At 61.9% G+C, this 23,394-nt stretch carries 23 protein-coding genes; 7 read left to right on the top strand and 16 right to left on the bottom strand.

The annotated features are described in order from the left end of the window. Positions 1-18: 18 nt before the first annotated feature. Genes ACN9MU_RS19335 through gcl form a run of 4 tightly spaced genes read right to left on the bottom strand, consistent with a single transcriptional unit; the run spans position 19 to position 4,731 of the window. The gene (locus ACN9MU_RS19335; protein ID WP_426343304.1) at positions 19-1,290 is read right to left on the bottom strand and encodes a glycerate kinase type-2 family protein; all 1,272 of its coding nucleotides are present in this window, start codon (positions 1,288-1,290) and stop codon (positions 19-21) included. 1 nt (position 1,291) lies between these two features. After that, the gene (gene glxR / locus ACN9MU_RS19330; protein ID WP_426318284.1) at positions 1,292-2,179 is read right to left on the bottom strand and encodes a 2-hydroxy-3-oxopropionate reductase; all 888 of its coding nucleotides are present in this window, start codon (positions 2,177-2,179) and stop codon (positions 1,292-1,294) included. An 18-nt stretch (positions 2,180-2,197) separates the two neighbouring features. Beyond that, positions 2,198-2,977, bottom strand: coding sequence for a hydroxypyruvate isomerase (gene hyi / locus ACN9MU_RS19325; RefSeq protein WP_426162015.1), 780 nt, complete (start codon positions 2,975-2,977; stop codon positions 2,198-2,200). Positions 2,978-2,988: 11 nt separating this feature from the next. Then, a complete protein-coding gene (gcl, locus tag ACN9MU_RS19320; RefSeq protein ID WP_426343303.1) occupies positions 2,989-4,731 on the bottom strand; it encodes a glyoxylate carboligase in 1,743 nt (580 codons plus the stop codon). A gap of 126 nt (positions 4,732-4,857) precedes the next feature. On the opposite strand from gcl, the gene ACN9MU_RS19315 reads away from it, so the two are divergent. Then, positions 4,858-5,826: a LysR family transcriptional regulator gene (locus ACN9MU_RS19315; RefSeq protein WP_426162012.1), complete on the top strand. Its 969-nt coding sequence runs from the start codon at positions 4,858-4,860 to the stop codon at positions 5,824-5,826. Here ACN9MU_RS19315 and ACN9MU_RS19310 read toward each other — a convergent pair. The 3 genes from ACN9MU_RS19310 to ACN9MU_RS19300 all read right to left on the bottom strand — a co-directional run bounded on the left by ACN9MU_RS19310 (position 5,756) and on the right by ACN9MU_RS19300 (position 9,460). Further along, positions 5,756-6,715, bottom strand: a complete 960-nt coding sequence (locus ACN9MU_RS19310; protein ID WP_426318282.1) for a hypothetical protein — start codon at positions 6,713-6,715, stop codon at positions 5,756-5,758. The genes ACN9MU_RS19315 and ACN9MU_RS19310 overlap by 71 nt on opposite strands. 74 nt (positions 6,716-6,789) lie before the next feature. Then, positions 6,790-7,671 (bottom strand): flagellin, encoded by an 882-nt coding sequence (locus ACN9MU_RS19305; RefSeq protein WP_426162010.1) that lies wholly within the window; start codon positions 7,669-7,671, stop codon positions 6,790-6,792. A gap of 172 nt (positions 7,672-7,843) precedes the next feature. Then, the gene (locus ACN9MU_RS19300; protein ID WP_426323789.1) at positions 7,844-9,460 is read right to left on the bottom strand and encodes an electron transfer flavoprotein-ubiquinone oxidoreductase; all 1,617 of its coding nucleotides are present in this window, start codon (positions 9,458-9,460) and stop codon (positions 7,844-7,846) included. Positions 9,461-9,641: 181 nt separating this feature from the next. On the opposite strand from ACN9MU_RS19300, the gene ACN9MU_RS19295 reads away from it, so the two are divergent. Then, the gene (locus tag ACN9MU_RS19295) at positions 9,642-10,448 is read left to right on the top strand and encodes an SDR family oxidoreductase (protein WP_426343302.1); all 807 of its coding nucleotides are present in this window, start codon (positions 9,642-9,644) and stop codon (positions 10,446-10,448) included. Between the two features lie 171 nt (positions 10,449-10,619). On the opposite strand, the gene ACN9MU_RS19290 is transcribed toward ACN9MU_RS19295, so the two are convergent. Next, complete coding sequence (locus ACN9MU_RS19290) at positions 10,620-11,165, bottom strand: LuxR C-terminal-related transcriptional regulator (RefSeq protein WP_426162009.1); 546 nt, start codon at positions 11,163-11,165, stop codon at positions 10,620-10,622. Positions 11,166-11,247: 82 nt separating this feature from the next. Here ACN9MU_RS19290 and ACN9MU_RS19285 point away from each other — a divergent pair, with 82 nt between their 5' ends. Continuing rightward, entirely contained in the window at positions 11,248-11,946 is a 699-nt protein-coding gene (locus ACN9MU_RS19285) for a CoA transferase subunit A (protein ID WP_426162008.1), read from the top strand. A 12-nt stretch (positions 11,947-11,958) separates the two neighbouring features. Continuing rightward, the gene (locus ACN9MU_RS19280) at positions 11,959-12,603 is read left to right on the top strand and encodes a CoA transferase subunit B (RefSeq protein ID WP_426162007.1); all 645 of its coding nucleotides are present in this window, start codon (positions 11,959-11,961) and stop codon (positions 12,601-12,603) included. 96 nt (positions 12,604-12,699) lie between these two features. Here the strand turns inward: ACN9MU_RS19280 and ACN9MU_RS19275 are convergent, their stop codons facing one another. The 7 genes from ACN9MU_RS19275 to ACN9MU_RS19245 all read right to left on the bottom strand — a co-directional run bounded on the left by ACN9MU_RS19275 (position 12,700) and on the right by ACN9MU_RS19245 (position 20,596). Continuing rightward, positions 12,700-16,068 (bottom strand): pilus assembly protein, encoded by a 3,369-nt coding sequence (locus ACN9MU_RS19275; RefSeq protein ID WP_426343301.1) that lies wholly within the window; start codon positions 16,066-16,068, stop codon positions 12,700-12,702. 32 nt (positions 16,069-16,100) lie between these two features. After that, on the bottom strand, positions 16,101-16,667 hold the full coding sequence (locus ACN9MU_RS19270) for a hypothetical protein (protein ID WP_426318278.1): 567 nt from the start codon (positions 16,665-16,667) through the stop codon (positions 16,101-16,103). Then, positions 16,667-17,689: a PilW family protein gene (locus tag ACN9MU_RS19265; RefSeq protein WP_426335939.1), complete on the bottom strand. Its 1,023-nt coding sequence runs from the start codon at positions 17,687-17,689 to the stop codon at positions 16,667-16,669. Before ACN9MU_RS19265 ends, ACN9MU_RS19270 begins: the two co-directional genes overlap by 1 nt. Before the next feature lie 11 nt (positions 17,690-17,700). Beyond that, positions 17,701-18,258 carry a type IV pilus modification PilV family protein gene (locus tag ACN9MU_RS19260; RefSeq protein ID WP_426318277.1) on the bottom strand — a complete coding sequence of 186 codons (558 nt, stop codon included), beginning with the start codon at positions 18,256-18,258 and terminating at the stop codon, positions 17,701-17,703. Positions 18,259-18,266: 8 nt separating this feature from the next. Next, positions 18,267-18,716 carry a GspH/FimT family pseudopilin gene (locus ACN9MU_RS19255; RefSeq protein ID WP_426318276.1) on the bottom strand — a complete coding sequence of 150 codons (450 nt, stop codon included), beginning with the start codon at positions 18,714-18,716 and terminating at the stop codon, positions 18,267-18,269. Positions 18,717-18,720: 4 nt separating this feature from the next. Further along, positions 18,721-19,113: a type IV pilin protein gene (locus ACN9MU_RS19250; protein ID WP_426318275.1), complete on the bottom strand. Its 393-nt coding sequence runs from the start codon at positions 19,111-19,113 to the stop codon at positions 18,721-18,723. A 166-nt stretch (positions 19,114-19,279) separates the two neighbouring features. After that, positions 19,280-20,596, bottom strand: coding sequence for a dicarboxylate/amino acid:cation symporter (locus ACN9MU_RS19245; RefSeq protein ID WP_426335938.1), 1,317 nt, complete (start codon positions 20,594-20,596; stop codon positions 19,280-19,282). A gap of 135 nt (positions 20,597-20,731) precedes the next feature. Here ACN9MU_RS19245 and ACN9MU_RS19240 point away from each other — a divergent pair, with 135 nt between their 5' ends. Next, the gene (locus ACN9MU_RS19240; RefSeq protein ID WP_426343300.1) at positions 20,732-21,268 is read left to right on the top strand and encodes a gamma carbonic anhydrase family protein; all 537 of its coding nucleotides are present in this window, start codon (positions 20,732-20,734) and stop codon (positions 21,266-21,268) included. Here the strand turns inward: ACN9MU_RS19240 and ACN9MU_RS19235 are convergent, their stop codons facing one another. Next, complete coding sequence (locus ACN9MU_RS19235) at positions 21,269-22,063, bottom strand: 3-hydroxybutyrate dehydrogenase (RefSeq protein ID WP_426161996.1); 795 nt, start codon at positions 22,061-22,063, stop codon at positions 21,269-21,271. Between the two features lie 84 nt (positions 22,064-22,147). Here ACN9MU_RS19235 and ACN9MU_RS19230 point away from each other — a divergent pair, with 84 nt between their 5' ends. Together ACN9MU_RS19230 and ACN9MU_RS19225 are read left to right on the top strand one after the other, a co-directional pair. After that, complete coding sequence (locus tag ACN9MU_RS19230) at positions 22,148-23,029, top strand: alpha/beta fold hydrolase (protein ID WP_426161995.1); 882 nt, start codon at positions 22,148-22,150, stop codon at positions 23,027-23,029. 9 nt (positions 23,030-23,038) lie between these two features. Then, positions 23,039-23,386 (top strand): RidA family protein, encoded by a 348-nt coding sequence (locus ACN9MU_RS19225; RefSeq protein WP_426161994.1) that lies wholly within the window; start codon positions 23,039-23,041, stop codon positions 23,384-23,386. The last annotated feature ends 8 nt before the right edge of the window (positions 23,387-23,394 follow it).

Raw genomic sequence — 23,394 nt, 5'->3', positions numbered from 1 at the left:
CTCTCTACTCTCAGTAAATCAAAGAATCAGGATGGCGCGGAAGTCGTTCACGTTGGTGCGTGTCGGTCCGCTGACCACCAGGTCGTCCAGCGCGCTGAAGAAGCTGTAGGCGTCGTTGTTGGCCAGAAGGTGCTTGCCGCTCACGCCTTTCGCCTCGGCGCGGGCCAGCGAATCCGGGGCGTAGACAGCGCCGGCATTGTCTTCCGAGCCGTCGATGCCGTCGGTGTCGCAGGCAATCGCATGCACGCCTTTGGCGCCTTCCATGGCCAGCGCGAAGCTGAGCAGGAATTCCACGTTGCGGCCGCCGCGTCCGTTGCCGCGCACTGTGACGGTGGTCTCGCCACCGGACAGGATGACGCATGGGCGCTGAAATGGTTGGCTGCGCGCCACCACCTGGCGAGCCATCGCCGCGTGCATCAGGCCTATGTCGCGTGCTTCGCCTTCGATCCCGTCTGACAGGATGTACGGCGTGAGGCCGGCTTCGCGCGCCTTCGCGGCAGCGGCTTCCAGCGCATGCTGGGCGGTTGCGATAACGTGGTGGCTGTGGCCTTCGAAGCGAGCGTCGCCGGGCTTGGGTGTTTCGCTGGCATCCGATTGCAGGTGTATCAGCACGCTTTTCGGGATCTCGATCCGGTACTTGCACAGGATGGCCAGTGCTTCGGAACTGCTGGTGGCATCCGGCAGGGTCGGACCACTTGCGATCACGCGCGGATCATCGCCCGGCACGTCTGAGATCAGCAGCGTGACAACGCGGGCCTTGCCGCAGGCCAGCGCCAGGCGGCCGCCCTTGATGGCGGAAAGGTGCTTGCGCACGCAATTCATCTCACCGATGGTGGCGCCGCTCTTCAGCAGCGCCTTGTTCAGGGCCTGCTTTTCGGCCAGCGAAATACCTTCCGCCGGCAATGCAAGAAGGGCCGATCCGCCGCCGGAGATCAGGCACAGTACCAGGTCGTTTTCGGACAGGCCCTGCACCATCTCCAGCATGCGCGCCGCGGCCTTCTGGCCCGCATCGTCGGGCACGGGATGCGAAGCTTCGACCACTTCGATCTGCCGCGTCTCGGCGCCGTGGCCGTAACGGGTCACCACCAGCCCCGACAAGGGACCTTGCCAATGCTGCTCCACGGCTTGCGCCATGGCAGCGGCACCTTTGCCTGCGCCGATCACCAGTGTCCGGCCGTTCGCAGGGGGCTGCGGCAGGTAATCCCGCACCAGGTTGCGAGGATGGACCGCGCCAATGGCGGCGTTATACAGGTCGAGCAGGAGCTCGCGTGGGGCTGGGATGGACGTCATATCAAGCCTGCGCGATGCGGTGGTTGGACATCAGTTCAATTGCCTGGCACAGCGCGGAGTGGTCGAGGCCGGACAAGCCGTTGGCGGCGCAGGCGTTCATCAGTTCCTGCGTGGCCGAGGTGTTTGGCAACGACACGCCCAGCGCCTTGGCGCCCTGCAGGGCCAGGTTCAGGTCCTTCTGGTGCAGGGCAATGCGGAAGCCCGGGTTGAAGGTGCGCTTCACCATGCGCTCGCCATGCACCTCCAGGATGCGCGAGGATGCGAAGCCGCCCATCAGCGCTTCACGCACCTTCGCTGGATCGGCACCGGCCTTGGATGCGAACAGAAGCGCTTCGGCCACGGCCTGGATGTTCAGCGCCACGATGATCTGGTTGGCCACCTTGGTGGTCTGGCCGTCGCCGTTGCCGCCGATTAAGGTGATGTTCTTGCCCATCAGTTCGAACAGCGGCTTGACGGTGTCGAAGGCTTCCTGCGGTCCGCCGACCATGATGGTCAGCGAAGCCGCCTTGGCGCCCACTTCGCCGCCGGACACCGGAGCGTCCAGGTAGGCGCAGCTCTTTTTGTTGATCTTCTTGGCGAATTCCTTGGTGGCGATCGGCGAGATGGAACTCATGTCGACCACGATCTTGCCGGCGGAAAGGCCGGCTGCGATGCCGTCTTCCGAGAACAGGACTTCTTCCACCTGCGGGGTGTCGGGCACCATCAGGAAGATGATGTCGGCGCGCTTGGCAACTTCCATCGCGGAGGTGCAGACGGTGGCGCCGCCTTCGACCAGGTTGGCCGGCGGGTTCTTCACATCGTGCAGGTACAGTTTGTGGCCTGCCGCTTGCAGGTGACCGGCCATTGGGCCGCCCATGATGCCGAGACCGATGAATCCGAGTTTTTGCATTTTGCTTTCTCCTTTGGTTTACGCGGCCAGTTCAGCGCGCCAGCCGAGGCCCGCTTCCGTGCCCGCTTTTGGTTTGTATTCGCAGCCCACCCAGCCGTCGTAGCCGATTTCGTCCAGGAAGTTGAGCAGGTAGCGGTAATTGATTTCGCCGGTGCCCGGTTCGAAGCGGCCCGGATTGTCGGCCAGCTGGACATGCCTGATCACCGACAGGTGGTTCTTGATCGTGTTGGCCAGTTCGCCTTCCATGCGCTGCATGTGGTAGATGTCGTACTGCAGGAACAGGTTGTCCGAGCCGACCGATTCAATCAGGTCCAGGCCCTGGCGCGTTCCCGACAGGAAGAAGCCAGGAATATCGAAGGTGTTGATCGGTTCGATCAGCAGCGGAATGCCGGCCTTCTTCAACGCGGCAGCCGCGAACTTCAGGTTGCTCACCAGGACGGCACGGGCATCGGCATCGGCCACGCCTTGCGGCTTGATGCCGACCAGGCAATTGATGCGCTGGGTGCCCAGCACGCTGGCGTAGGCGAGGGCGGTTTCCACGCCCTGCTCGAATTCGCCGATGCGGTTCGGGTGGCAGGCGATGCCGCGCTCACCGCCGGCCCAGTTGCCGGCCGGGAGATTGTGCAGCACCATTTCCAGCTTGTGCTCTTCCAGTTGCTCGTGCACTTGCTGCGGTTCGAATTCATACGGAAACAGGAATTCCACGCCCGTGAAGCCGTTGCGCGCGGCGGCGCCGAAGCGTTCCAGGAAAGGCTGCTCGTTGAACAGCATGGTCAGGTTGGCAGCGAATTTAGGCATTTGCTTTCCTCTTATGCAGCGTCGATGATGTCGTTGAATTCATTGATGGCGTTGATCTCGGTGCCCATCGCGATATTGGTCACGCGCTCAAGGATCACTTCCACCACCACCGGCACGCTGTACTTGGCCATCAGCTCGCGGGCTTGTTCGAAGGCAGGGATGATGTCGTCCGGCTTGTGCACGCGGATCGCCTTGCAGCCCAGGCCTTCCACCACGGCCACGTGGTCGACGCCGTAGCCGTTCAGTTCCGGTGCGTTCACGTTCTCGAAGGACAGCTGCACGCAGAAGTCCATGTCGAAGCCGCGCTGCGACTGGCGGATCAGGCCCAGGTACGAGTTATTCACCAGCACGTGGATGTAAGGCAGCTTGAACTGCGCGCCCACTGCCAGCTCTTCGATCAGGAACTGGAAGTCGTAGTCGCCCGAAATCGCCACGATGTCGGTGCTCGGATCGGCGGCGCGCACGCCCAGCGCGGCAGGAATGGTCCAGCCGAGCGGGCCAGCCTGGCCGCAGTTGATCCAGTTGCGCGGCTGGTAGACGTGTAGGAATTGCGCTGCAGCGATCTGCGACAGGCCGATGGCCGAGACATAGCGCGTATTGCGGCCGAAGTACTTGTTCATCTCCTCGTACACGCGCAGCGGCTTGACCGGCACGTTGTCGTAGTCGGTACGGCGCAGCATGGTGCGCTTGCGGTGCTGGCACTGGGCCACCCAGCCGGTGCGGTCGCGTAGCTTGCCGGCGGCCTTCCATTCCTTGGCTACTTCGACGAACAGTTCCAGCGCGTAGCCGGCGTCGGACACAATGCCCAGGTCAGGGCCAAAGACGCGGCCGATCTGGGTTGGCTCGATATCCACGTGCACGAAGGTGCGGCCTTCGGTGAACACGTCGACCGAGCCGGTGTGGCGGTTCGCCCAGCGGTTGCCGATACCGATGATGAAGTCGGATGCCAGCACGGTGGCGTTGCCGTAGCGGTGGCTGGTCTGCAGGCCGGCCATGCCCGCCATCAGCGGGTGGTCGTCGGGGATGGTGCCCCAGCCCATCAGGGTGGGGATCACCGGCACGTTGACGATTTCCGCGAACTCCTGCAACAGGGCGGACGCATTGGCGTTGATGATGCCGCCGCCGGCGGTGATCAGCGGGTGCTCGGCCTCGCTCATCATTTGCAGCGCTTTCTCGACCTGGGCGCGCGAGGCGCGCGGCTTGAAGGCGTCCAGCGGGGTGTAGGTCCCGGGATCGAACTCGATCTGCGCCATCATCACGTCGAACGGCAGGTCGATCAGCACCGGGCCCGGACGGCCGGAGCGCATCAGGTGGAAGGCTTGCTGGAACACGCGCGGCACCTGGGCCGGCTCCAGCACCGTGGTCGCCATCTTGGTGACCGGCTTGGCGATGGACGAGATGTCGACGGCCTGGAAGTCTTCCTTGTGCAGGCGGGCGCGCGGCGCCTGGCCGGTAATGCACAGGATAGGGATCGAGTCCGCTTGCGCCGAATACAGGCCGGTGATCATGTCGGTGCCCGCAGGACCGGAGGTGCCGATGCAGACGCCGATATTGCCGGGGGCAGCGCGGGTGTAGCCTTCTGCCATATGGGATGCGCCTTCGACGTGGCGCCCCAGGATGTGCTTGATCGTGCCGTTCTTTTTCAGTGCAGCGTACAGCGGATTGATGGCGGCGCCCGGTACGCCGAATGCGACCGAGATGCCTTCCTTCTGCAGTACGTGGACAGCCGCTTCGGCCGCCGTCATTTTTGCCATGGTGATCTCCTGATATGCATGCAAAGTCTGTTGTTGATGTTTTGTATGCTATAGGCGATGAGTTCCCCTGATAAGACGACAAAAAATCGTTTCATTCGATACTCTGAGTATGGAATAATCAAAACCATGGACAAACTGAAGCAAATCGAGGCCTTCGTGGCCGTGGTCGAGAAGGGCAGCCTGGCGCGTGCCGCGCTGGAACAGAACATCACGCCGGTGATGCTGGGGCGCCGGATCGATGCGCTGGAAAAGCGTTTGGGCGTCAAACTGATGCACCGCACCACGCGCCACCTGACCCTGACGGAGCAGGGCAATGTCTTCCTTGAGGATTGCCGCAAGCTTCTCTCGGGCCTGGATATCGCCGAGCGCAATATTTCGGAAGGCCGGCACAAGGCGACGGGCCACCTGATTGTGTCCGCACCGGCCTCATTTGGGCGCCAGCATGTTGCACCGCACGCGCCGGCCTTTTTGGCTGCCAATCCCGACGTGCAGATCTCGTTCAACCTGACCGACCAGGTCATCGACCTGGTGCGCGAGGGCTATGACCTGGGCATCCGCATCGGTGGCGTCATCGACCCCAGTTTCGTGGCAGTGCGGCTGGCGAAGAACCGCCGTGTTGTATGCGGCACACCGGACTACTTCGCCCGCAATGGCATTCCGCGCACCTTGGACGACCTGGCGCAGCACAACTGCCTGGCATTCAACCTGCAGGGCGGCCAGCAGCGCGGCTGGTATTTCCAGCAGGGTGGCAAGCCCGTCACGGTCAGGGTGCAGGGGAATCTGGACTGCAACGACGGCGAACTGCTGCACCGCTGGGCGTGCGAAAGCCTGGGGCTGGCGTGGCGATCAACGTGGGAGATCCAGGCCCAGCTTGCCGAGGGCAGCCTGATTACAGTGCTGGACGATTTTGCGCTGCCCGATTACGACATCATGGCCGTCTACCTGCAGCAAAGGCATCTGCCGGCGAAGATACGCTTCTTCATCGACGAGTTGAAGGAAGTCTATTCCCAGCCGGGCTACTGGACTAGGCCGACAGCGCTTGTTCCGGCAAACGCGGTTGCGACAGGAACACGGCCACTTCCGCCATCGCCTTGAACAGCGAGGCGGTCAGCAGCGCCACCTGCGTGCGCGAAGGATCGTTTTCGAGGTGGTTGACCGGCGTCAGTTCACGCATCAGGCGCGCGCGCACGATCTGCAGGCCGCATTGGCCAATGATGGTGGCGATGCGCGGCAACAGCTCGCGCATCTGCTGCATGGCTTCATTGCTGGCGGCGCCGATCTCCAGCACGACGCCAAGTTCGGAGGGCTCCATCTGCACGACAACCTTGCCGATGTCGGGCAAGTTCATTTCCAGCCGCAGCGCCACGCGCGGCCGGCGGCGGCGCTGTTCCGGCGGCCCTTCGTCCTGGCCCGGATCGCGCGCCACGACGCGCAGCGTCAGTTTCTCGGCGCCCCAGGCGTAGACCGCGAAACGCCAGGCATCCAGTTCGGACACCAGGCCAGGGTGCGGGCGCCCGTCGCGCAGCACAGGCGGCGGCGGGTCGGCCATGAACAGGCTGGAGGGCACATGGCGGCCTTCGTTTTGCTGCTGCAACGCGGCGCGCTGTTCGCTATAGGTGCGCACCATGACTTGCCACGACGCGGCCAGCAAGGAGGTATCGGGGGTGTGCCAGACCATCTGGCGCAAGGGGAACAACTGGTTGGGCTGCATCGACAACGCTTCCTGCGAGAGCAGGGCGCCGATGGTGGCGCCGGCGGCAGCGGTGCTGCGGACCAGCTGGCCATGCTGCGCACCTTCCATCGCCTCGATCAGCGCACCGACGGAAGCGGGCAAGCCGCCCTGCAGCGCGAACTCGGGCGTGTCGCCCGGTGGCTGGGCAACCGGCGGAATCGGCTGGGCATTGACCTGGCCGGGATTTTCCCGGACCTGGCGGTCGTGGATGCTCAGGCTTGGATTGGAAGGAGTGACGCGATCGATTGCCATACAAACTGATAGTAATACGGCGATATAAAAAAAGCCAACCGCGTACGGTTGGCTTTTTCAGGCCACCTGCGGAATTACTGCAGCAGGGACAGGACCAGGGAGGACTGGCTGTTCGACTGTTTCAGCATGGCGGTGCCAGCTTGCAGCAGCATCTGCGAGGAGGTCATCTTCGCGGATTCGGAAGCGAAGTCAACGTCCATGATGCGGCCGGTTGCGTTCTTGGTGTTGGTCGAGATGTTGGCCAAGTTGTTGTAGACGTGGTCCAGACGGTTCGACACAGCACCCAGGTCGGAACGCAGGGCCGACACTTTGTCGATCGCGGTAGCAACGATGTTGATGGTGGCGTTCGCGGATGCGGTCAGTTCGGTGGTGGCACCGCCGGCTGCGGCACCGGTTGCGCCGTCGTAGTCTGCGGACACGGCTTCCAGGGCGGTGTCGATGGCGGTCAGGCTGGTGTCGAACTTGGCGTTCAGCTTTTCAGCGGAGTCAGCACCGATCTGGAAGTCAACACCAGCGGCAGCCGACAGCTTGCCGGTGGTCTTGGTCAGCAGTGCGGTACCGCCGAACTTGGTGTTGGTCATGATGTTCGACAGTTCGCTGGTCAGGGAGTTGAACTCGCTCTGCATTGCGGTCTTGTCGTTGGCGGTCGAGGAACCGTCAGCTGCCTGGGTTGCCAGGTCTTTCATGCGGTTCAGGATCGAGGTCACTTCGTCCAGCGCGCCTTCAGCGGTCTGCAGCAGGGAGATGGAGTTCTGGGTGTTGCGCATTGCGACGTTCATGCCGCTGGTCTGCACTTTCAGGCGGGTTGCAATCTGCAGGCCTGCAGCGTCGTCCATTGCCGAGTTGATGCGGAAGCCGGTGCTCAGGCGGGTCATCGAGGTCGACAGGGTGTTCTGAGTGCGGGTGATCGAGTTTTGTGCGGACAGGGCCGCTGCGTTGGTGTGAAGGCTCAGCATGATAACTCCTGGGTGGTTGGTTCAAATCGAGCAGCGGGTCTTTTTCTGCGCTCTCAGAAGTACAAGACGACCGTGGGGCCGGGAGCATTAAGTGCCGAGTGGAAATTTTTTTGATTTTTTTTGGCCGTTGCCAGGGTGACCATGGAAAAGGGGGCCGAAGCCCCCTTTGTCCTTACATATTCGGATAGTTCGGTCCGCCGCCACCTTCCGGCGTGATCCAGACGATGTTCTGGGTCGGGTCCTTGATATCGCAAGTCTTGCAATGCACGCAATTTTGCGCATTGATCTGCAGGCGGTCCTGGCCTTCGTCGGTCTTGACGAATTCGTATACGCCGGCAGGGCAGTAGCGTGATTCGGGTCCTGCAAACTTGGCAAGGTTCACATTCACCGGCACCGAGTTGTCCTTCAGCGTCAGGTGGATAGGCTGGTCTTCCGCGTGGTTGGTATTCGAGATGAATACCGACGATAGGCGGTCGAAGGTCAGCTTGCCATCCGGCTTGGGATAGGTGATCGGGGTGAATTCCGAAGCAGGGCGCAGGCAGGCGTGGTCGGGCGTCGAATGGTGCAGGGTCCAAGGCGCCTTGCCGCGGAACACGATCTGGTCGATCCCAGTCATCAGGGAGCCCAGGTACAGTCCCTTCTTCAGCCAAGGCTTGACGTTACGCGCCACGTGCAGTTCTTCATGCAGCCAGGACTGCTCGAAGGCGGTCGGGTAGGCTACCAGCTCGTCGGCGGAACGGCCGGCGCCCAGCGCAGCCACCACTGCTTCCGCGGCCAGCATGCCCGACTTGATTGCAGCGTGCGAGCCCTTGATACGGCTCATGTTCAGGAAGCCGGCGTCGCAACCGATCAGGGCGCCGCCCGGGAACACCAGCTTAGGCAGCGATTGCAGGCCGCCGGCGGTAATGGCGCGGGCACCGTAGGAAATGCGCTTGGCGCCTTCAAAGAAGGTGCGGATTTCCGGATGGGTCTTGTAGCGCTGGAATTCTTCGTAGGGCGACAGGTAAGGGTTCTCGTAATCGAGGCCGACCACGTAGCCGACGACGACCTGGTTGTTTTCCAGATGGTAGAGGAAAGAACCGCCGTAAGTCTTGGTGTCCAGCGGCCAGCCGGTGGTGTGGATCACCAGGCCCGGCTTGTGCTTGGCAGGATCGATTTCCCACAGTTCCTTGATGCCGATGCCGTAGGACTGGGGGTCCTTGCCCTTGTTCAGGTCGTACTTGGCCATCAACTGCTTGCCCAGGTGGCCACGCGCACCTTCGGCGAACAGGGTGTACTTGCCGTGCAGCTCCATGCCGAGCTGGAAGTCAGGGCCTGGTTCGCCATCGCGCTTCACACCCATATTGCCGGTCGCAACCCCTTTGACGGAACCGTCGTCGTTGTACAGGATTTCAGCGCCGGTGAAGCCAGGGAAGATTTCCACGCCCAGCGCTTCGGCTTGCTGGCCCAGCCAGCGCACCACATTGCCCAGCGAAATCACGTAATTGCCGTGGTTCTCGAAACACTTCGGCAGCATGAAGTTCGGGGTCTTGTATGCCTTGGTCTCGGTCAGGAACAGCACGCGGTCTTCGGTGACTGCGGTGTTCAGCGGAGCGCCCAGCTCTTTCCAGTTGGGGATCAGTTCGGTGATCGCCTTTGGGTCCATCACAGCGCCGGACAGGATATGGGCGCCGAGTTCGCCGCCTTTTTCCAGCACGACCACGGAGGTATCCGGGTTCAGCTGCTTGATCTTGATCGCTGCCGACAGGCCAGCAGGGCCGCCGCCAACGATCACAACGTCGTACTCCATTGCCTCGCGCGGGCCGTACTGTTCTACAAGGTTGCTCATAGTGTTTTTATAAGAATGATGGAAAATTCGGTGCTGGAAATAGAACGAGTGTGCTCTTTTTTCCCGGGTATTGCAACGGTGGCGCCATTGTGAGGGCTAATATTAGACGTGGCAATCTAATAAGGAGGTTTTTTGTGTCATCATGGCGGAACGGAATTATAAGGAGTGGCCGGTGGGGATCGAAGTTAATTTTGAGGGCAAGATCGCCCTGATCACAGGCGCCTCCAGCGGTCTCGGCGCCCGTTTTGCCAAGGTGCTGGCGAAAGCAGGTTGCCAGGTGGTACTGGCCTCGCGCCGCATCGAACGCCTGAAGGAACTGCGTGCAGAAATCGAAGCCGATGGCGGCGCCGCCCATGTGGTGACGCTGGATGTGACCGATTATGCGAGCATCAAATCCGCCATCGCCCACGCTGAAACCGAAGCGGGGCCGATCGACATCCTGGTGAACAATTCTGGTGTATCAATGACGCAACGCTTGCTCGATGTGTCGCCGGAAGATTATGACTTTGTCATGGATTGCAACCTGCGCGGCGCCTTTTTCGTGGCGCAGGAAACGGCCAAGCGCATGATTGCGCGCGCCAAGGGCGATCCGCGCAAGCAGCACCGCATCATCAATATCGCCTCGGTGGCCGGGCTGCGCGTGTTGCCGCAGATTGGCGTCTACTGCATGAGCAAGGCGGGCGTGGTGCAGATGACCAAGGCCATGGCGGTGGAGTGGGGCAAATATGGCATCAACACCAACGCGATTTGCCCGGGCTATATCGAGACCGAAATCAACGAGGATTACTTCGCCAGCGACCAGGGCAAGCGCCTGATCGACATGCTGCCGCGCAAGCGGGCGGGCAAGCCGGAGGACCTGGATGGCTTGCTGCTGTTGTTGGCGGGCGATGAGGCGCACTTTATCAATGGTGCCATTATCTCGGCCGATGATGGCATGATGGCGGGCTGAAAACCGGTAAACCGGGGTCTGACCCGAAGGGTCAGACCCCCGACGGTTTCAGGGTCCCGAGGCTGGTTCCTGGACTTCGACTCTTTGAAAAGATCAACAACGCACAACCGTAACTCCAGGCGGTGCCGCTGACAGGGTCAGACCCTTGGGTCTGACCCAGATTTACCGGTTCTAGCGTGCCCCAGCCAGTTTATGGACCAGTTCCGTGGCGGTAGCAGCACCGAACTTGCGCATCAAGGAAGCGCGATGCATCTCCACCGTCCGCGGCGACAAGCCGGCATCGCGCGCAATCATCTTGCTGGTCTTGCCTTCGACGAGCAGCGCCGCGATTTCGCGTTCACGCGGCGTGAGGGCCGCCGACACCGGCCGCTGCTCCGACACGTCCTCGAACGTCCAGATCCCGGCCCCAAGCGGCTGCGCCGTCTCCAATGCGCGCCCGGTCACGTGGCACCAGAACAATTCTCCATTGGCGCGACGCATGATGCGCTCATCCGAATAACGCCCTTTGGCATTCATGATCGGGATGATGCGGTCCCCGGTGCGCAAGTATTCGTCCTGCGTCGGGTACAGCACCTGGAACGATTGCCCATCCAGTTCACCCGCTCCGTAGCCGAACATGGCGGCCAGCGCGTCATTGCCGGCCTTGATCACGCGCTGGTCCGACACGCACATGCCTACCGGGGCGAATTTGAAGATGGACTCATAATTGATCGGCATTGCGGTATTTCTACGGTATTGAAGTTTGGGCGAGCGTATTCTATCCTCAATCGCCTTCTGGCCATTTGAACAAGGAGACATAATGAACAAGATTTACCCGGATGCCAAGGCCGCCCTGGCCGGCATCGTGGCCGACGGCCAAACCATCGCGGTCGGCGGTTTCGGCCTGTGCGGCATTCCCGAGGCGTTGATCGCCGCCCTGCGCGATAGCGGGGCTACGGGCCTGACCGCGATTTCCAACAATGCCGGCGTGGACGGCTTCGGCCTGGGCCAATTGCTGGAAACCCGCCAGATCAGGAAGATGATCTCCTCCTACGTGGGCGAGAACAAGGAATTCGCGCGCCAGTTCCTGGCCGGCGAACTGGAACTGGAATTCACGCCGCAAGGCACGCTGGCTGAAAAGCTGCGCGCCGGCGGCGCCGGCATTCCTGCATTCTTCACCAAGACCGGCGTCGGCACCATTGTCGCCGACGGCAAGGAGATCCGCGAATTCGACGGCGAACAGTATGTGATGGAACGTTCGCTGGTGGCCGACGTTTCGCTGGTCAAGGCCTGGAAGGCCGACAAGACCGGCAACCTGGTATTCCGCAAGACATCGCGCAACTTCAACCCGAACGTCGCCGCCGCAGGCAAGGTCTGCGTGGTGGAAGTGGAAGAGATCGTCGAAGTCGGGGCCATCGACCCGGATGCCGTGCACCTGCCGGGCATCTACGTGCACCGCATCGTGCTCAACGCCACCCCGGAAAAACGCATTGAACAGCGCACCGTGCGTGCCAACTAAGGAGAAGACAACATGGCATGGACTCGTGATGAAATGGCCGCGCGCGCGGCAAAAGAGCTGCAGGATGGCTTTTATGTGAACCTGGGCATCGGCTTGCCGACGCTGGTTGCCAATTATGTGCCGCAACATATCGAAGTGTTCCTGCAGTCGGAAAACGGCTTGCTGGGCATCGGCCCCTTCCCGACCGAAAGCGAAGTGGATGCGGACCTGATCAATGCTGGCAAGCAGACCGTGACCGCCTTGCCTGGCGCTGCTTACTTCAGCTCCGCCGACTCGTTCGCCATGATCCGGGGCGGCAAGATCAACCTGGCAATCCTGGGCGCGATGCAGGTGTCGGAAAAGGGGGACCTGGCCAACTGGATGATTCCCGGCAAAATGGTAAAGGGCATGGGCGGCGCGATGGACCTGGTGGCGGGCGTCAAGAAGGTGGTGGTACTGATGGAGCACGTCGCCACCGCCAAGGATGGCTCGACCTCGCACAAGCTGCTGAAGAAATGCGACCTGCCGCTGACCGGCGTGGGCGTGGTGGACATGATCATCACCGACCTCGGCGTAATGGAGGTGACGCCGACCGGCATCAAGGTGACCGAACTGGCCCCAGGCGTAACGCGCGAAGAAATCGCCGCTGCTTCCGGCGTGGAATTGTCGTTCTCCTGAGCACGCAGCCAAAGAAAAAAAGGGACGCCTGCTGGCGTCCCTTTTTTGTATTGATAAGGCTGTCAGGAAAAAGGGGCGCCGATGCGCCCCCGTTTCCTACTGGCCTTTGACGTAAGTGTATTTACGTTTGCGGACCGATTTGATGTTCGGATTGATGCGCGTCGACTGGATCGGCGCCGCTGTACCGCCGATGCCGATCCCAACAGTTACGCGGGGAGGCTCAGTGCCAGTGCCAGGCCTGCCCGGGTCGCCTGTCTCGCCCACCCTGCGGACTTTCACACCACGGGCCAGCACCGGCGAAGGTGGCAGGCCGCCACCGGCAAACACGGAGGAGCGGTTGCCGCCGCAGATGCCGTCGGCACCAATGGCGCCAGAGGCGTTGAACAGGTTAACCACGTAACCGCGTGCTTCACCCAGGGCGGTGGAGCAGCTTGCCGCGTTGCCGACAATCGGACGGTTGGTACTGAACATGACAGTGCCGCCGGCGATCAGGGACGAGGTCACGACCTGTTCGCCCTTCTGCAATTCCATGAACCAGCCGCGGGTGCTGCCGTTCGGCAGGACGTTCGGCGAATTGCAGCTGGTCGACGCCGTGTTGTTGGTCAGGCTGGCGTCAAGGTTCAGCCCAGCCTCGTCAGTTGTGGGCCGCAGGGACAGGTCGTCGAGCGCCACGTAGAAGCGGTTGGCGGTCGACTCGTAAGGATACTGCCACGACAGCGGGTGCTCACGGTCGCCGCTGCCCAGGGCCAGGTAGACGAAGCCCTTGTTGTACAGTAGGGCCGGGCCGAACATGAATTTGCGCGGGCTGCTGGCCTGGTTGGTGTAGGCCACGCGGTACATGCGCCAGTTGCCGGCCGTGAGCTGTGCTTTGGTGGTGGGGCTATCGATGAAGTCGATGCGGTAGATATTGCCGCCAAGGTCGGCCGCGTAGGCGTAGTCAACCATGCCGTCGTTGTCGATGTCGACCATCGACACGTCGCCGACGACGCTGCGCTTGGTCCTGAAGCTGGCCAACTGGGAGCCGGTTTCCGCGTCCATGATGTAGACGTATCCGCCTTTGCCTGCCACGCAGGTGGGGGCGCCGGTGTTGGCGTCTTCGCAGTTGTCGTAGCCGCCACCCATCACGATCACAGGCTTGCTGGGCGAGTAGCCTTTGACGAAGGCCAGCGCCGGGATGGACCAGGTCTGGCCGATGCCATCGAAGCCCGGGGTGCAGCCGCTGTCATTGGTCAGGTTCGGGCAACCTACCGACCACATCAGGCGTGGGCTGTCGATATCGGTCACGTCCAGGCCGTATACCATGCGGCCACCGCGGCGCATGGTCGGGTAGATCCAGATCTTCTTGGGATCGTTGGCATCGACCGGCAGGTTCTGGAACACGCCGGTGGAACCGTCGAAGAAGTAGTCTTTCGGGCTGCCGACGGCAGCCACGTCGCCGGGACCGGACACGTTCGGGTAGTTCACCAGCGGGGTCTGGTCTTTCAGGCGCGACAGGCGGCTGAAGAATTCAGGGGCGACAAAGGCCCAGCGTTCCTTGCCGTTGCTGGCATCGACTGCGCGGAAGAAGCCATCGTTGGCGCCGTAGAAGACGAACACGTTGTTCTCGTCATAGGCCAGCGGCAGCGGGCGCGAGTGGATCACGTCGCCGTGGATCGACGGGCGGGTGGTGGTGGTTGGCATGTTGTCGCCGCGCTCCTGCGTGACGTCCGCGCCCTTGATGAAGTTGACCACGTCGGCTGGCAAGCCGCTGTTGGTGGTGTTGAAGGCCACCAGCGAGGTGCCACCCGGGACGCGGGTGTACAAGGTGCGGTTGACGGCATAGGTCGGGTCGCCGGTGAAGCTCGGGTCGTTACCGTTGCGCAGCATCTGCGCCGCCGCGCCTTTTTCAACCGATGGTCCGTCCGGCGCGTCGGAATAGGGCGAGACGCCGCGCGGCAAGGCCTTGCAGCCGCTCGCTGGGTCCGGGTTCAGCCCGAGGTTCTCCCAATACGGCCCCTTCTGGACGGTCCAGAAGCTTTGCGCGCAATCGGTGATGAAGCCGGTATTGTCGTTGACTGCCAGGTTGGCGTTGGCGTCGCCCAGCTTGACCTCGGCGCCATCCAGGACCAGCTGGTAGCGTTTCAGATTGCCAAACCAGCGGGGCTTGGCATCCGGGTCGGGGCGGAACATGCCAATGAAGACCTGGTTCTGGTTTTGCGAACGGTTGGTGGCGTTCACTGGCAGCGAAGTTGACGCGAACGTCGAGTTCACAGCCAGCACCTCGCCAATGATCTGGTTCAAAGCATCGAGGATGGCTTGCTGGCTCTTGGCGGCGAAGTATTTGCCGCCGCCGGCGCGCGCCATGCTCAGCATCAGCTTGGTGTGCTCGATGTTTTGCTGGGCGTTGTACACGTCGATCGTGTAGAACGTGACCTTGGACTTCATTGTGCTGGCCGGAATCGGCACGCCCTTGTCGTGCATGAAGCGCGCCCACTCGTCGGCATTCCAGGGATTGGAGTCGGTGGTTTCGCCGCCGGTCGGCACGTTGGTCACGGTGCTGTTGACGCCGTTGATTGCATACGATGAGGTGCCGACCGGGCAGATCTTGCTGCCGTCGTTCAGGGGCGAGCCTATCCTGCAGCCGTCAGTGTAGTTGCCGCAGGTGGTGGGCCACGGCGCCATGTTCAGCTCATTGCCGGCGGCGCTCTGGCTCGAGTAGCAGACCGAGGTCTGGCCGATATTGGTGACGCTCTCGACGGTCTGGGTCGAGAAGTTCGGCAGGCCGAGCTGCCTGGTGCTACCGCCCAGGCTCTGCAACTGGGTCGTGTTGGCGGAATCGTCCTTGGTCGGGCCGCTCTGGTCCGGGTTGGTGACGAAGATCACGATCGTCTTGGCGCAGCTGGCGTCGTCGGTCAGCGGCGACTTGAACGGCACCCAGCGGCTAACGTAGCCGGCGGGATCGGCGATCGAGCTCGGCGTGACGCCCTGCGCGGCGGAGTAGCCGGGACGGCCGCCGAGGTAGTTGTACACGTCGTACATCAGGTTGCCGTACATCGTGCCCGAGTTGCGCTTTTCGATCGGGCTGGTAATGGCGCCGTCGATGGTGTTGAGCCGGTTGTTGAACTGGTTCTTTGCCGACGCGGTCATCGGCTGCACTTGGAAGCGCACGAAGCCGCCGTTGTCGTTGGCGTTGCCGTCGGTGACGAACTCAAACAGGCCGACGTTGACCTTGTCGTTCAGGGTGGCAATCGCGTCCTTGATGGCGCGTACCTCGGACTGGCCCTGGGACAGGCCGCCGGGCCACTTCTGCGACTGGCGCGACCAGTTGGACGTATTGTCCAGCACGATCAGGATGCGTGGATTGATCGAGGTGCCGGCAGAGGCCCCGGTGAAAATATCGATGTCGTCAGCGCCAGCCGGGAACGACAGGAGGGTGGCGCATGCACCGAGGCTGGCGGCCGCGGTGATCATTAGCTTTTTTTGCATGGCTGGCTCTCAAATAAAAGCGGGCTAGTTATCTATTTACAGGAGGTTTCGACATTGTCGGTAGAGACGCGCATGGCGACGCCTTGCACCATCTGGACTTCCGATTGAACCTGCTGGTCCTGGCTGGTGGCCGTCATTTCCCAGGTCGAGTCGGCACACATTGAATCGCCCCTTTGTGCCCCGACGATCAGGCCATCGTTGCTGGAGCCGACGCTGCAGCCCCGGTCTTCTTCGTTCTGCAAATCGAGTTCAGACGTCTTGATTTTGCGGACTTTGACGCAGCGCGCCGCGCTCAGGGAGGTAACGATATCGACCACGCCGTCGCCATTGACGTCGAAACAGCGATGGTTACTGTTCAGGCAAGGCTGGTCCAGTGCATCGGATGGCGTGTCGAAGAAGCGGGTGCTGGACATGGCCTCGTCGAGCACGCTGCGGCTGGCCGCAATGCCTTCGTCGCGGTTCTGCATATTGTTGACCACCTGGATGCTGGACTTGCCAAGGTTGAAGGTGGTCATGGCCAGCAAGGTGAGCAGCACCAGCATGACCAGCGCCACGACCATCGTCATGCCGCTTTGCTGGCGGAGTGCAGGGTGTTTCATCAGGATTTCCTTCCGGCCACGTTAGGCAGGCCAATCAGTGAGGTGAAAACGTGGCGTTTGTATTTGTCGTTGGCGGCGCTGATGACGTTCTGCTGGCCATTCTCGTTCGCGCCGAGGACGTAGGACTTGCGGTCGGTGTGACCCACGGACGGGCTCAGGGTGCGCGCCAGCAGGTGCAGCTTGACAGAAACCACATTGCCCCACTCGGTATCGTTGATATGCGGGGTGAAGCTGTCGGCGACGCCGTCGCCACTAGTGTCCAGGCCATATTCGAGCTGCATGTTTTCGATGCCTTCGGCCAGCGGCACGATCTGGACCGACATGACGCCGCCCTTGCTCACCACCTCGGCGCGCTTGAGAGTGGGGACGCCATCGCGCGCCATGCTGTTGTTGGCGACGAAGTAGATATGGGTCAGCAGGCGCCGCACGTCGGCCGGCGTACCGCTGTTGATGGCCGCCGTGCAGTTGTACTGGTGCAGCGTGAAGCCGTTGTTGATCTCGGAGATCTGGTAGTGTTTGTTCTTGTCGCTGGAACCGAGTTCATAGTCGTTGGAGCATTGCGAAGCCTGGAAGAAGGGGCCACCGGCAGCCTCGTCCTCGCAATCGGCGGCGCCGACCACGCAGGTCTGGGTATGGCGCACCACCACCACGTCGGTATTGGCCTTGACGTCGGACAGGCAACCGAGCGAATTGCTGTTGTCGTAGCCTTGCACCGCAAAGGCGATGTCACCGCGGATGGCTGTCAGGTCGAGCGTGCAGGGATCCGGCAGGACGGTTGGCGCCGCCAGTTCCACCGGGTCGTACTCGGCGTAATAGCCGGCGTTGCGCAAGTCGCCGGTCATCAGTTGCATGGCGTAGCGCCCGTTTTCCACCTGGCGGTTGGCGCGCTCGATTTCCATTTGCGCGGCGCTATTGTTGTTGAACAGGGTCGACAAGCCGGCGAGCAGGAGGAGGCCGACGGCGACCGCCACCATCATTTCAACCAACGTAAAACCTTGCGCGCGTCGGCGATGTATCTGCATGAATGGGCTCCTCATTTGCAGTCAAGTTGAGGAATCAGGACCTGGGCGGCAATCAGGCGGCGATAGCTTTCGTCGCCGAATTGATTGCGGCCGCAGTCCAGCGATGGAGCCTGGGTGGCGTGCAAGCCCTGCCAGGCAACAGCGACCTGGACGATGCCCGGCTTGCAAACGCCGGCGCTGGGATCGGCTGCCTGCAGCAGGGTAATGCAGCCGCGTGCGCCAATCATGGCGCCGACCTTGGTACTGCTGTCGGTTTCAGCCGCGCCTTTCAGCAGGTTGCTCCACTCGCAGACATCACGCGCGGCGCCGGCGCCGAGGCCGCTGCAATCGGCTGGCTGCGCATCGCCGGTGCCGATATTGGCTGACTCGTAGGCCGCGCTGTTCTGAGGGTTGCCTTGCACGCGGGCAGTCATGTCGTCCAGCAGGATGACCGCCTGGGCGCGCTGGTAGGATTCGATCGATCCGACGCTGGCCTTGGACTGGAAGACCGCAATGCCCAGCAGGCCGAAAGCCAGGATCACAATGGTGACCAGGACTTCAATCATAGTGACGCCGTGTTGGCGAGGCATGGTGGGTCTTAGCATGATGTAGGTTGCACGTTCGGGCGGCCGCCAAGGTCAATCCTGATGCAGCTGGCTTTGCCGGTGGAGGCCGTCAGGGAGAACTGCGGGTTGGCATCCCCCTTGACGCGGCCGGCAGCGGTAAACGTCACGCCAGCGGCGGGGCCGGACACGGTGATCGACGGGCGCGTCACAAACATGGCCAGGGCCGGTTCGCCGGCGTTCGGGCTAGGGATGCTCCAGCCAGTATTCCAGCTGGCCGAGGGGGAAATCGACACGTCCTTGTTGCGCTTGATGGCCTCGCTGCGCGCGCGCAGGATACTGGTGAACAGGTCGCTTGATGTACTCTTCAGGCGCTGGTTGGCGATGAAATCCTGCATTGCAGGCGCGCCGAGCGCCGCCAGGATACCGATCACGACCACCACCATCAGCATTTCAGGAAGGCCGAAGCCGGATTGGCGCTTCATGGCTTCACCACTTGTCAGCCGGCAGCTTGCTGCCGGCCTGGTCGATGGTGAGGGCGCCGTCGGATTCCTGGCGACTGCCGGCGATAGGGGTCGCCGTGATGGTGAACTTTGGCGGCGGGCCGGCATCAGTCTGGATGGTAATCGTGTACCACTTGGACACGGCAGCAGGCGTTTGCATGTTCAGGCCGCTGACCGAATCCTTGTAGACACGTGCATCGGCCAGGAATTGCTGCTCGCGCTGGGCCAGGTCGATCAGGTGCTGCTGCGCAGCGGCGCGGTTACCCTTTACGATATAGCGGGTGTAGCTGGGAAGGGCGATGGAAGCGAGGATCCCGACGATGGCGACGGTGATCATCAATTCAATCAAGGTAAAGCCACGGTGGCTGGGGAATTTCATCCTGGCGTCCGTTTCTGGGTGCATGATTAGTGAGTTCATTCTAGGTTGCATGTTTCCGTGTGTCAACATTTGCCTCGTGACTCTTCGTTACATTCTAACCACAAAAAAAGACAGGCCCCATGCACAATTGCATGGGGCCTGTCTTAGTGGTAAAGAAGCTACGGGCTTACTCGGCGGTAGCGGCCAGCGCCTCCGCGGCGGCCGGCTGGGCCGCTGCATTCAGCGGGGTAGGATTGGCCAGCTCACGCTTCAGGGTATCCATGTCCAGCTCGCCTTCCCACTTGGCGACCACCAGGGTAGCCACGCCGTTGCCGACGAAGTTGGTCAGGGCGCGGCATTCGCTCATGAAGCGGTCGATGCCGAGGATCAGGGCCATGCCTGCCACCGGGATGGTTGGCACCACGGCCAGGGTGGCTGCCAGGGTGATGAAGCCGGCGCCGGTGATGCCGGAGGCGCCTTTCGAGGTCAGCATGGCGACGCCGAGGATGGTCAGTTGCTGCCACAGCGTCAGGTCGGTGTTGGTGGCTTGGGCTACGAACAGGGCTGCCATGGTCATGTAGATATTGGTGCCGTCCAGGTTGAAGGAGTAGCCGGTCGGCACCACCAGGCCAACCACAGGCTTGGAGGCGCCCAGTTTTTCCAGCTTGCGCATCAGCGAAGGCAGGGCGCTTTCCGAGGAGGAGGTGCCCAGCACGATCAGCAGCTCTTCCTTGATGTAGGAAATGAAGCGGCCGATCGAGAAGCCGGTGTACTTGGCGATCAGGCCCAGCACGATGAACACGAACAGGAAGCAGGTCAGGTAGAACGAGCCCATCAGCTTGGCCAGCGGCAGCAGGGAAGCGATGCCGTATTTGCCAATGGTGAAAGCCATGGCGCCGAAGGCGCCGATCGGGGCGGCCTTCATGATGATGTTGACCATGCCGAAGAAGGCGTGCGATACCTCGTCGACCAGCTTGGTGACCGGACGGCCGCGCTCGCCGAGCAGCGACAGGGCAAAGCCGAACAGCACGGCAACCAGCAGCACCTGCAGGATGTCGCCCTTGGCGAAGGCATCGAACACGGTGTTAGGGATGATGTTCAGCAGGAAGTCGGTGGTGGTCAGCGCCTTGGTCTTTTCCGTGTACTGGGCGATGGACTTGGTGTCCAGCGTGTGCGGATCGGCGTTGAAGCCGGCGCCTGGCTGCATGAAGTTGGCAACGGCGAGGCCGATGACCAGGGCGAAGGTGGACACGATTTCGAAGTAGATCAGCGCCTTGCCGCCGACGCGGCCGATCTTTTTCACGTCCTGCATGCCGGCGATGCCGCTCACCACGGTGCAGAAGATGACCGGGGCAATGATCATTTTGATCAGTTTGATGAAACCGTCGCCAAGCGGTTTCATGGCGACTGCGTCGGTCGGCAGGTAGATGCCGAGCAGGATGCCGCAGAAGATGGCGAACAGTACCTGGACGTACAGTACTTTGTAGAAGGGTTTCTTTTCCATGATGAGGGGGCCTCGTTTGTCTCCGAATATTCCCATCATGGCAAACGGGTTGTCTTGCCGCTATTGTGTCTATCCCCATTGTGGAAAACCACAATCGGCCGGATGCTGCAGCGCCGCAGGCCATATAATCCTGGCATGACACTGCAACCCTACCTCGATACCTTTCCCCAATTGGAAGACGGCGTGTTCGTCCACCAGTCCGCGCAAATTATCGGCGACGTCAATGTCGGCCGAGATGCCTCGATCTGGTGCAATGCGGTTGTGCGCGGCGATGTGAACCGCATTACGATCGGCGAAGGCAGCAATGTGCAGGATTTCGCCATGTGCCACGTGTCGCACCGCTCGGCCGCCAAGCCGGAAGGCGCCGCCCTGACGATCGGCAAGTACGTCACCATTGCCCATTCGGTGCTGTTGCACGGCTGCACCATCGGCGACGAATGCCTGGTTGGCATGGGCTCGATCATCATGGACGACGTGCTGATCGAAAAGCATGTGATGGTGGGGGCGGGCAGCCTGGTGGCTCCCGGCAAGGTGCTGAAGAGCGGCGGGCTGTATGTCGGCCGGCCCGCGATGCGCATCCGCGAGCTGACCGAACAGGAGATTGCGCACTTCAAATACTCGGCCGAGCACTATATGCGCCTGAAGAACAACTACCTGGCGCAAAAAGCCTGATTACTGGGCGACCCAGCCGCCGTCCATATTCCACGCCACGCCGCGCATCTGCCGGGCCGCATCGGAGCACAGGAAGACGGCCATGGCCCCGAGCTCCTCAGGCGTGACGAATTCGCCGGACGGCTGCTTCTCCGCCAGCAGTGCCGCTTTGGCTGCCTCGTTGGACAGGCCTTCCTTCTCGGCGCGCGCATCGACCTGTTTCTGCACCAGCGGAGTCAGGACCCAGCCCGGACAGATCGCGTTGCAGGTGATGCCGGTCTTGGCAGTTTCCAGAGCGGTGGCTTTGGTAAAGCCCACCAGGCCGTGCTTGGCCGCGACATAGGCCGACTTGCCGGCCGAAGCAACCAGCCCGTGCACCGAAGCGAGGTTGATGATGCGTCCCCAGTTGCGCGCCTTCATATGCGGCAGCGCCAGGCGGGTGGTGTGGAAGGCCGAAGTCAGGTTGATGGCAATGATGGCGTCCCAGCGCTCGGCCGGAAAGTCCTCGACATTGGCCACGTGCTGGATGCCGGCGTTGTTCACCAGGACGTCGACGCCGCCGAACTTCTGGGCGGCATAGGCCATCATGGCCTCGATATCGGCCGGCTTGCTCATGTCCGCGCCATGGTAGCCTGCCTGCACGCCGAATTCGGCGGCCAGCGATTCCTGCAGCTTCGCGATCTCGCCTGCATCGCCAAAGCCGTTCAATACGATGTTGGCGCCTTCGGCTGCCAGGCTGCGTGCGATGCCCAGGCCGATGCCGGAGGTGGAGCCGGTTACGAGCGCAGTTTTGCCGCGCAAAGTCGTGCTGACCATTTGGTCCCCTATAATTAGTTAGCCAATGTAGAATGTAGCGCAAAAACCAATAGCGAAACAACAGCGCGGGGAGCGAGGAACCGAATGCCAGAAGCGAAAATCAAGTCCGTTCAGTGTTTCTCCATGTCTGGCCTGCACCAGATGGCATACAAGGAATGGGGCGAGGAAGATAACCCGAATGTGCTGGTTTGCGTGCACGGCGTGACCCGGGTTTCGGACGATTTCGACAATCTTGCACAGTCACTGTGCAAGGAATACCGTGTGGTTTGCCCCGACGTGGTGGGCCGCGGCCGTTCCGGCAGCCTGGTGAACCCCCAGCTTTACCGCCTTCCCCAATATGTCAGCGATATGGTGACCTTGCTGGCGCGCGTGCTGGCCAATGGCGAGCGGCAGAGCGTGGACTGGTTCGGCACCTCGATGGGCGGCCTGATCGGCATGGGCCTGGCTTCGCTGCCGGACAGCCCGGTCAGCAAGCTGGTATTGAACGATATCGGCCCCACATTGGATGCGGTGGCGATCCAGCGCATCGGCGATTACATTGCCCAGGAAGTGCGCTTCCCGACTTTCAAGGCCGGCGCCGAATTCGTGAAGATGGTGTCGGCTACCTTCGGCGAGCACACCGATGCGGAATGGCACAAGCTGGCCGCCGACGTGCTGCGCCAGGACAAGGACGGCTCGTGGGTACGCCACTACGATATGGGCCTGGCCTTGCCTTTCCAGTCGGTGACGCCGGAGTCGGCCAAGGCTGACGAAGCGATGCTGTGGGCTGCCTACGATGCGATCCGCTGCCCGACCTTGCTGGTGCGCGGCGCCAACTCCGACTTGCTGTCGCGCGAAACGGCGCAAGCGATGACGCAGCGCGGCCCGAAGGCCAAACTGGTGGAGATCCCGAACGTTGGCCATGCGCCGACCTTCCTGCACGACGACCAGATCGCGATTGCGAAAGATTTTTTGTTGAACCACTAAGAGAGAAGCATGGAAATCAAACGTTTTCACGTAGGTAAGCGCATGTCCGAAATCGCCGTCCACAACGGCACTGTCTACCTGGCCGGCCAGATTGCCGAGAAGGGCGGCGACATCAAGGCGCAGACCGCCGAAGTGCTGGGCCATATCGACCGCCTGCTGGGCGAAGCCGGCAGCGACAAGGCGCACATCCTGCGCGCGCAGATCTACATCACCGACCTGGCCAACTTCGCCGCCATGAACGAAGTGTGGGAAGCCTGGGTGGTGGAAGGCAATACCCCGCCGCGTGCGACTGTCCAGGCGCAACTGGCAAATCCCGACTGGCTGGTCGAAATCGTGGTGACCGCCGCCCAAAAGTAAAGTTGCAA

Origin of the sequence: Pseudoduganella sp. R-32, assembly GCF_049913245.1 — a bacterium.
In the GTDB taxonomy this organism is placed as follows: Bacteria; Pseudomonadota; Gammaproteobacteria; order Burkholderiales; family Burkholderiaceae_D; genus Rugamonas.
Note: the sequence above shows the minus strand (reverse complement) of the source record. Positions and strands in the feature narration are given on the sequence as shown.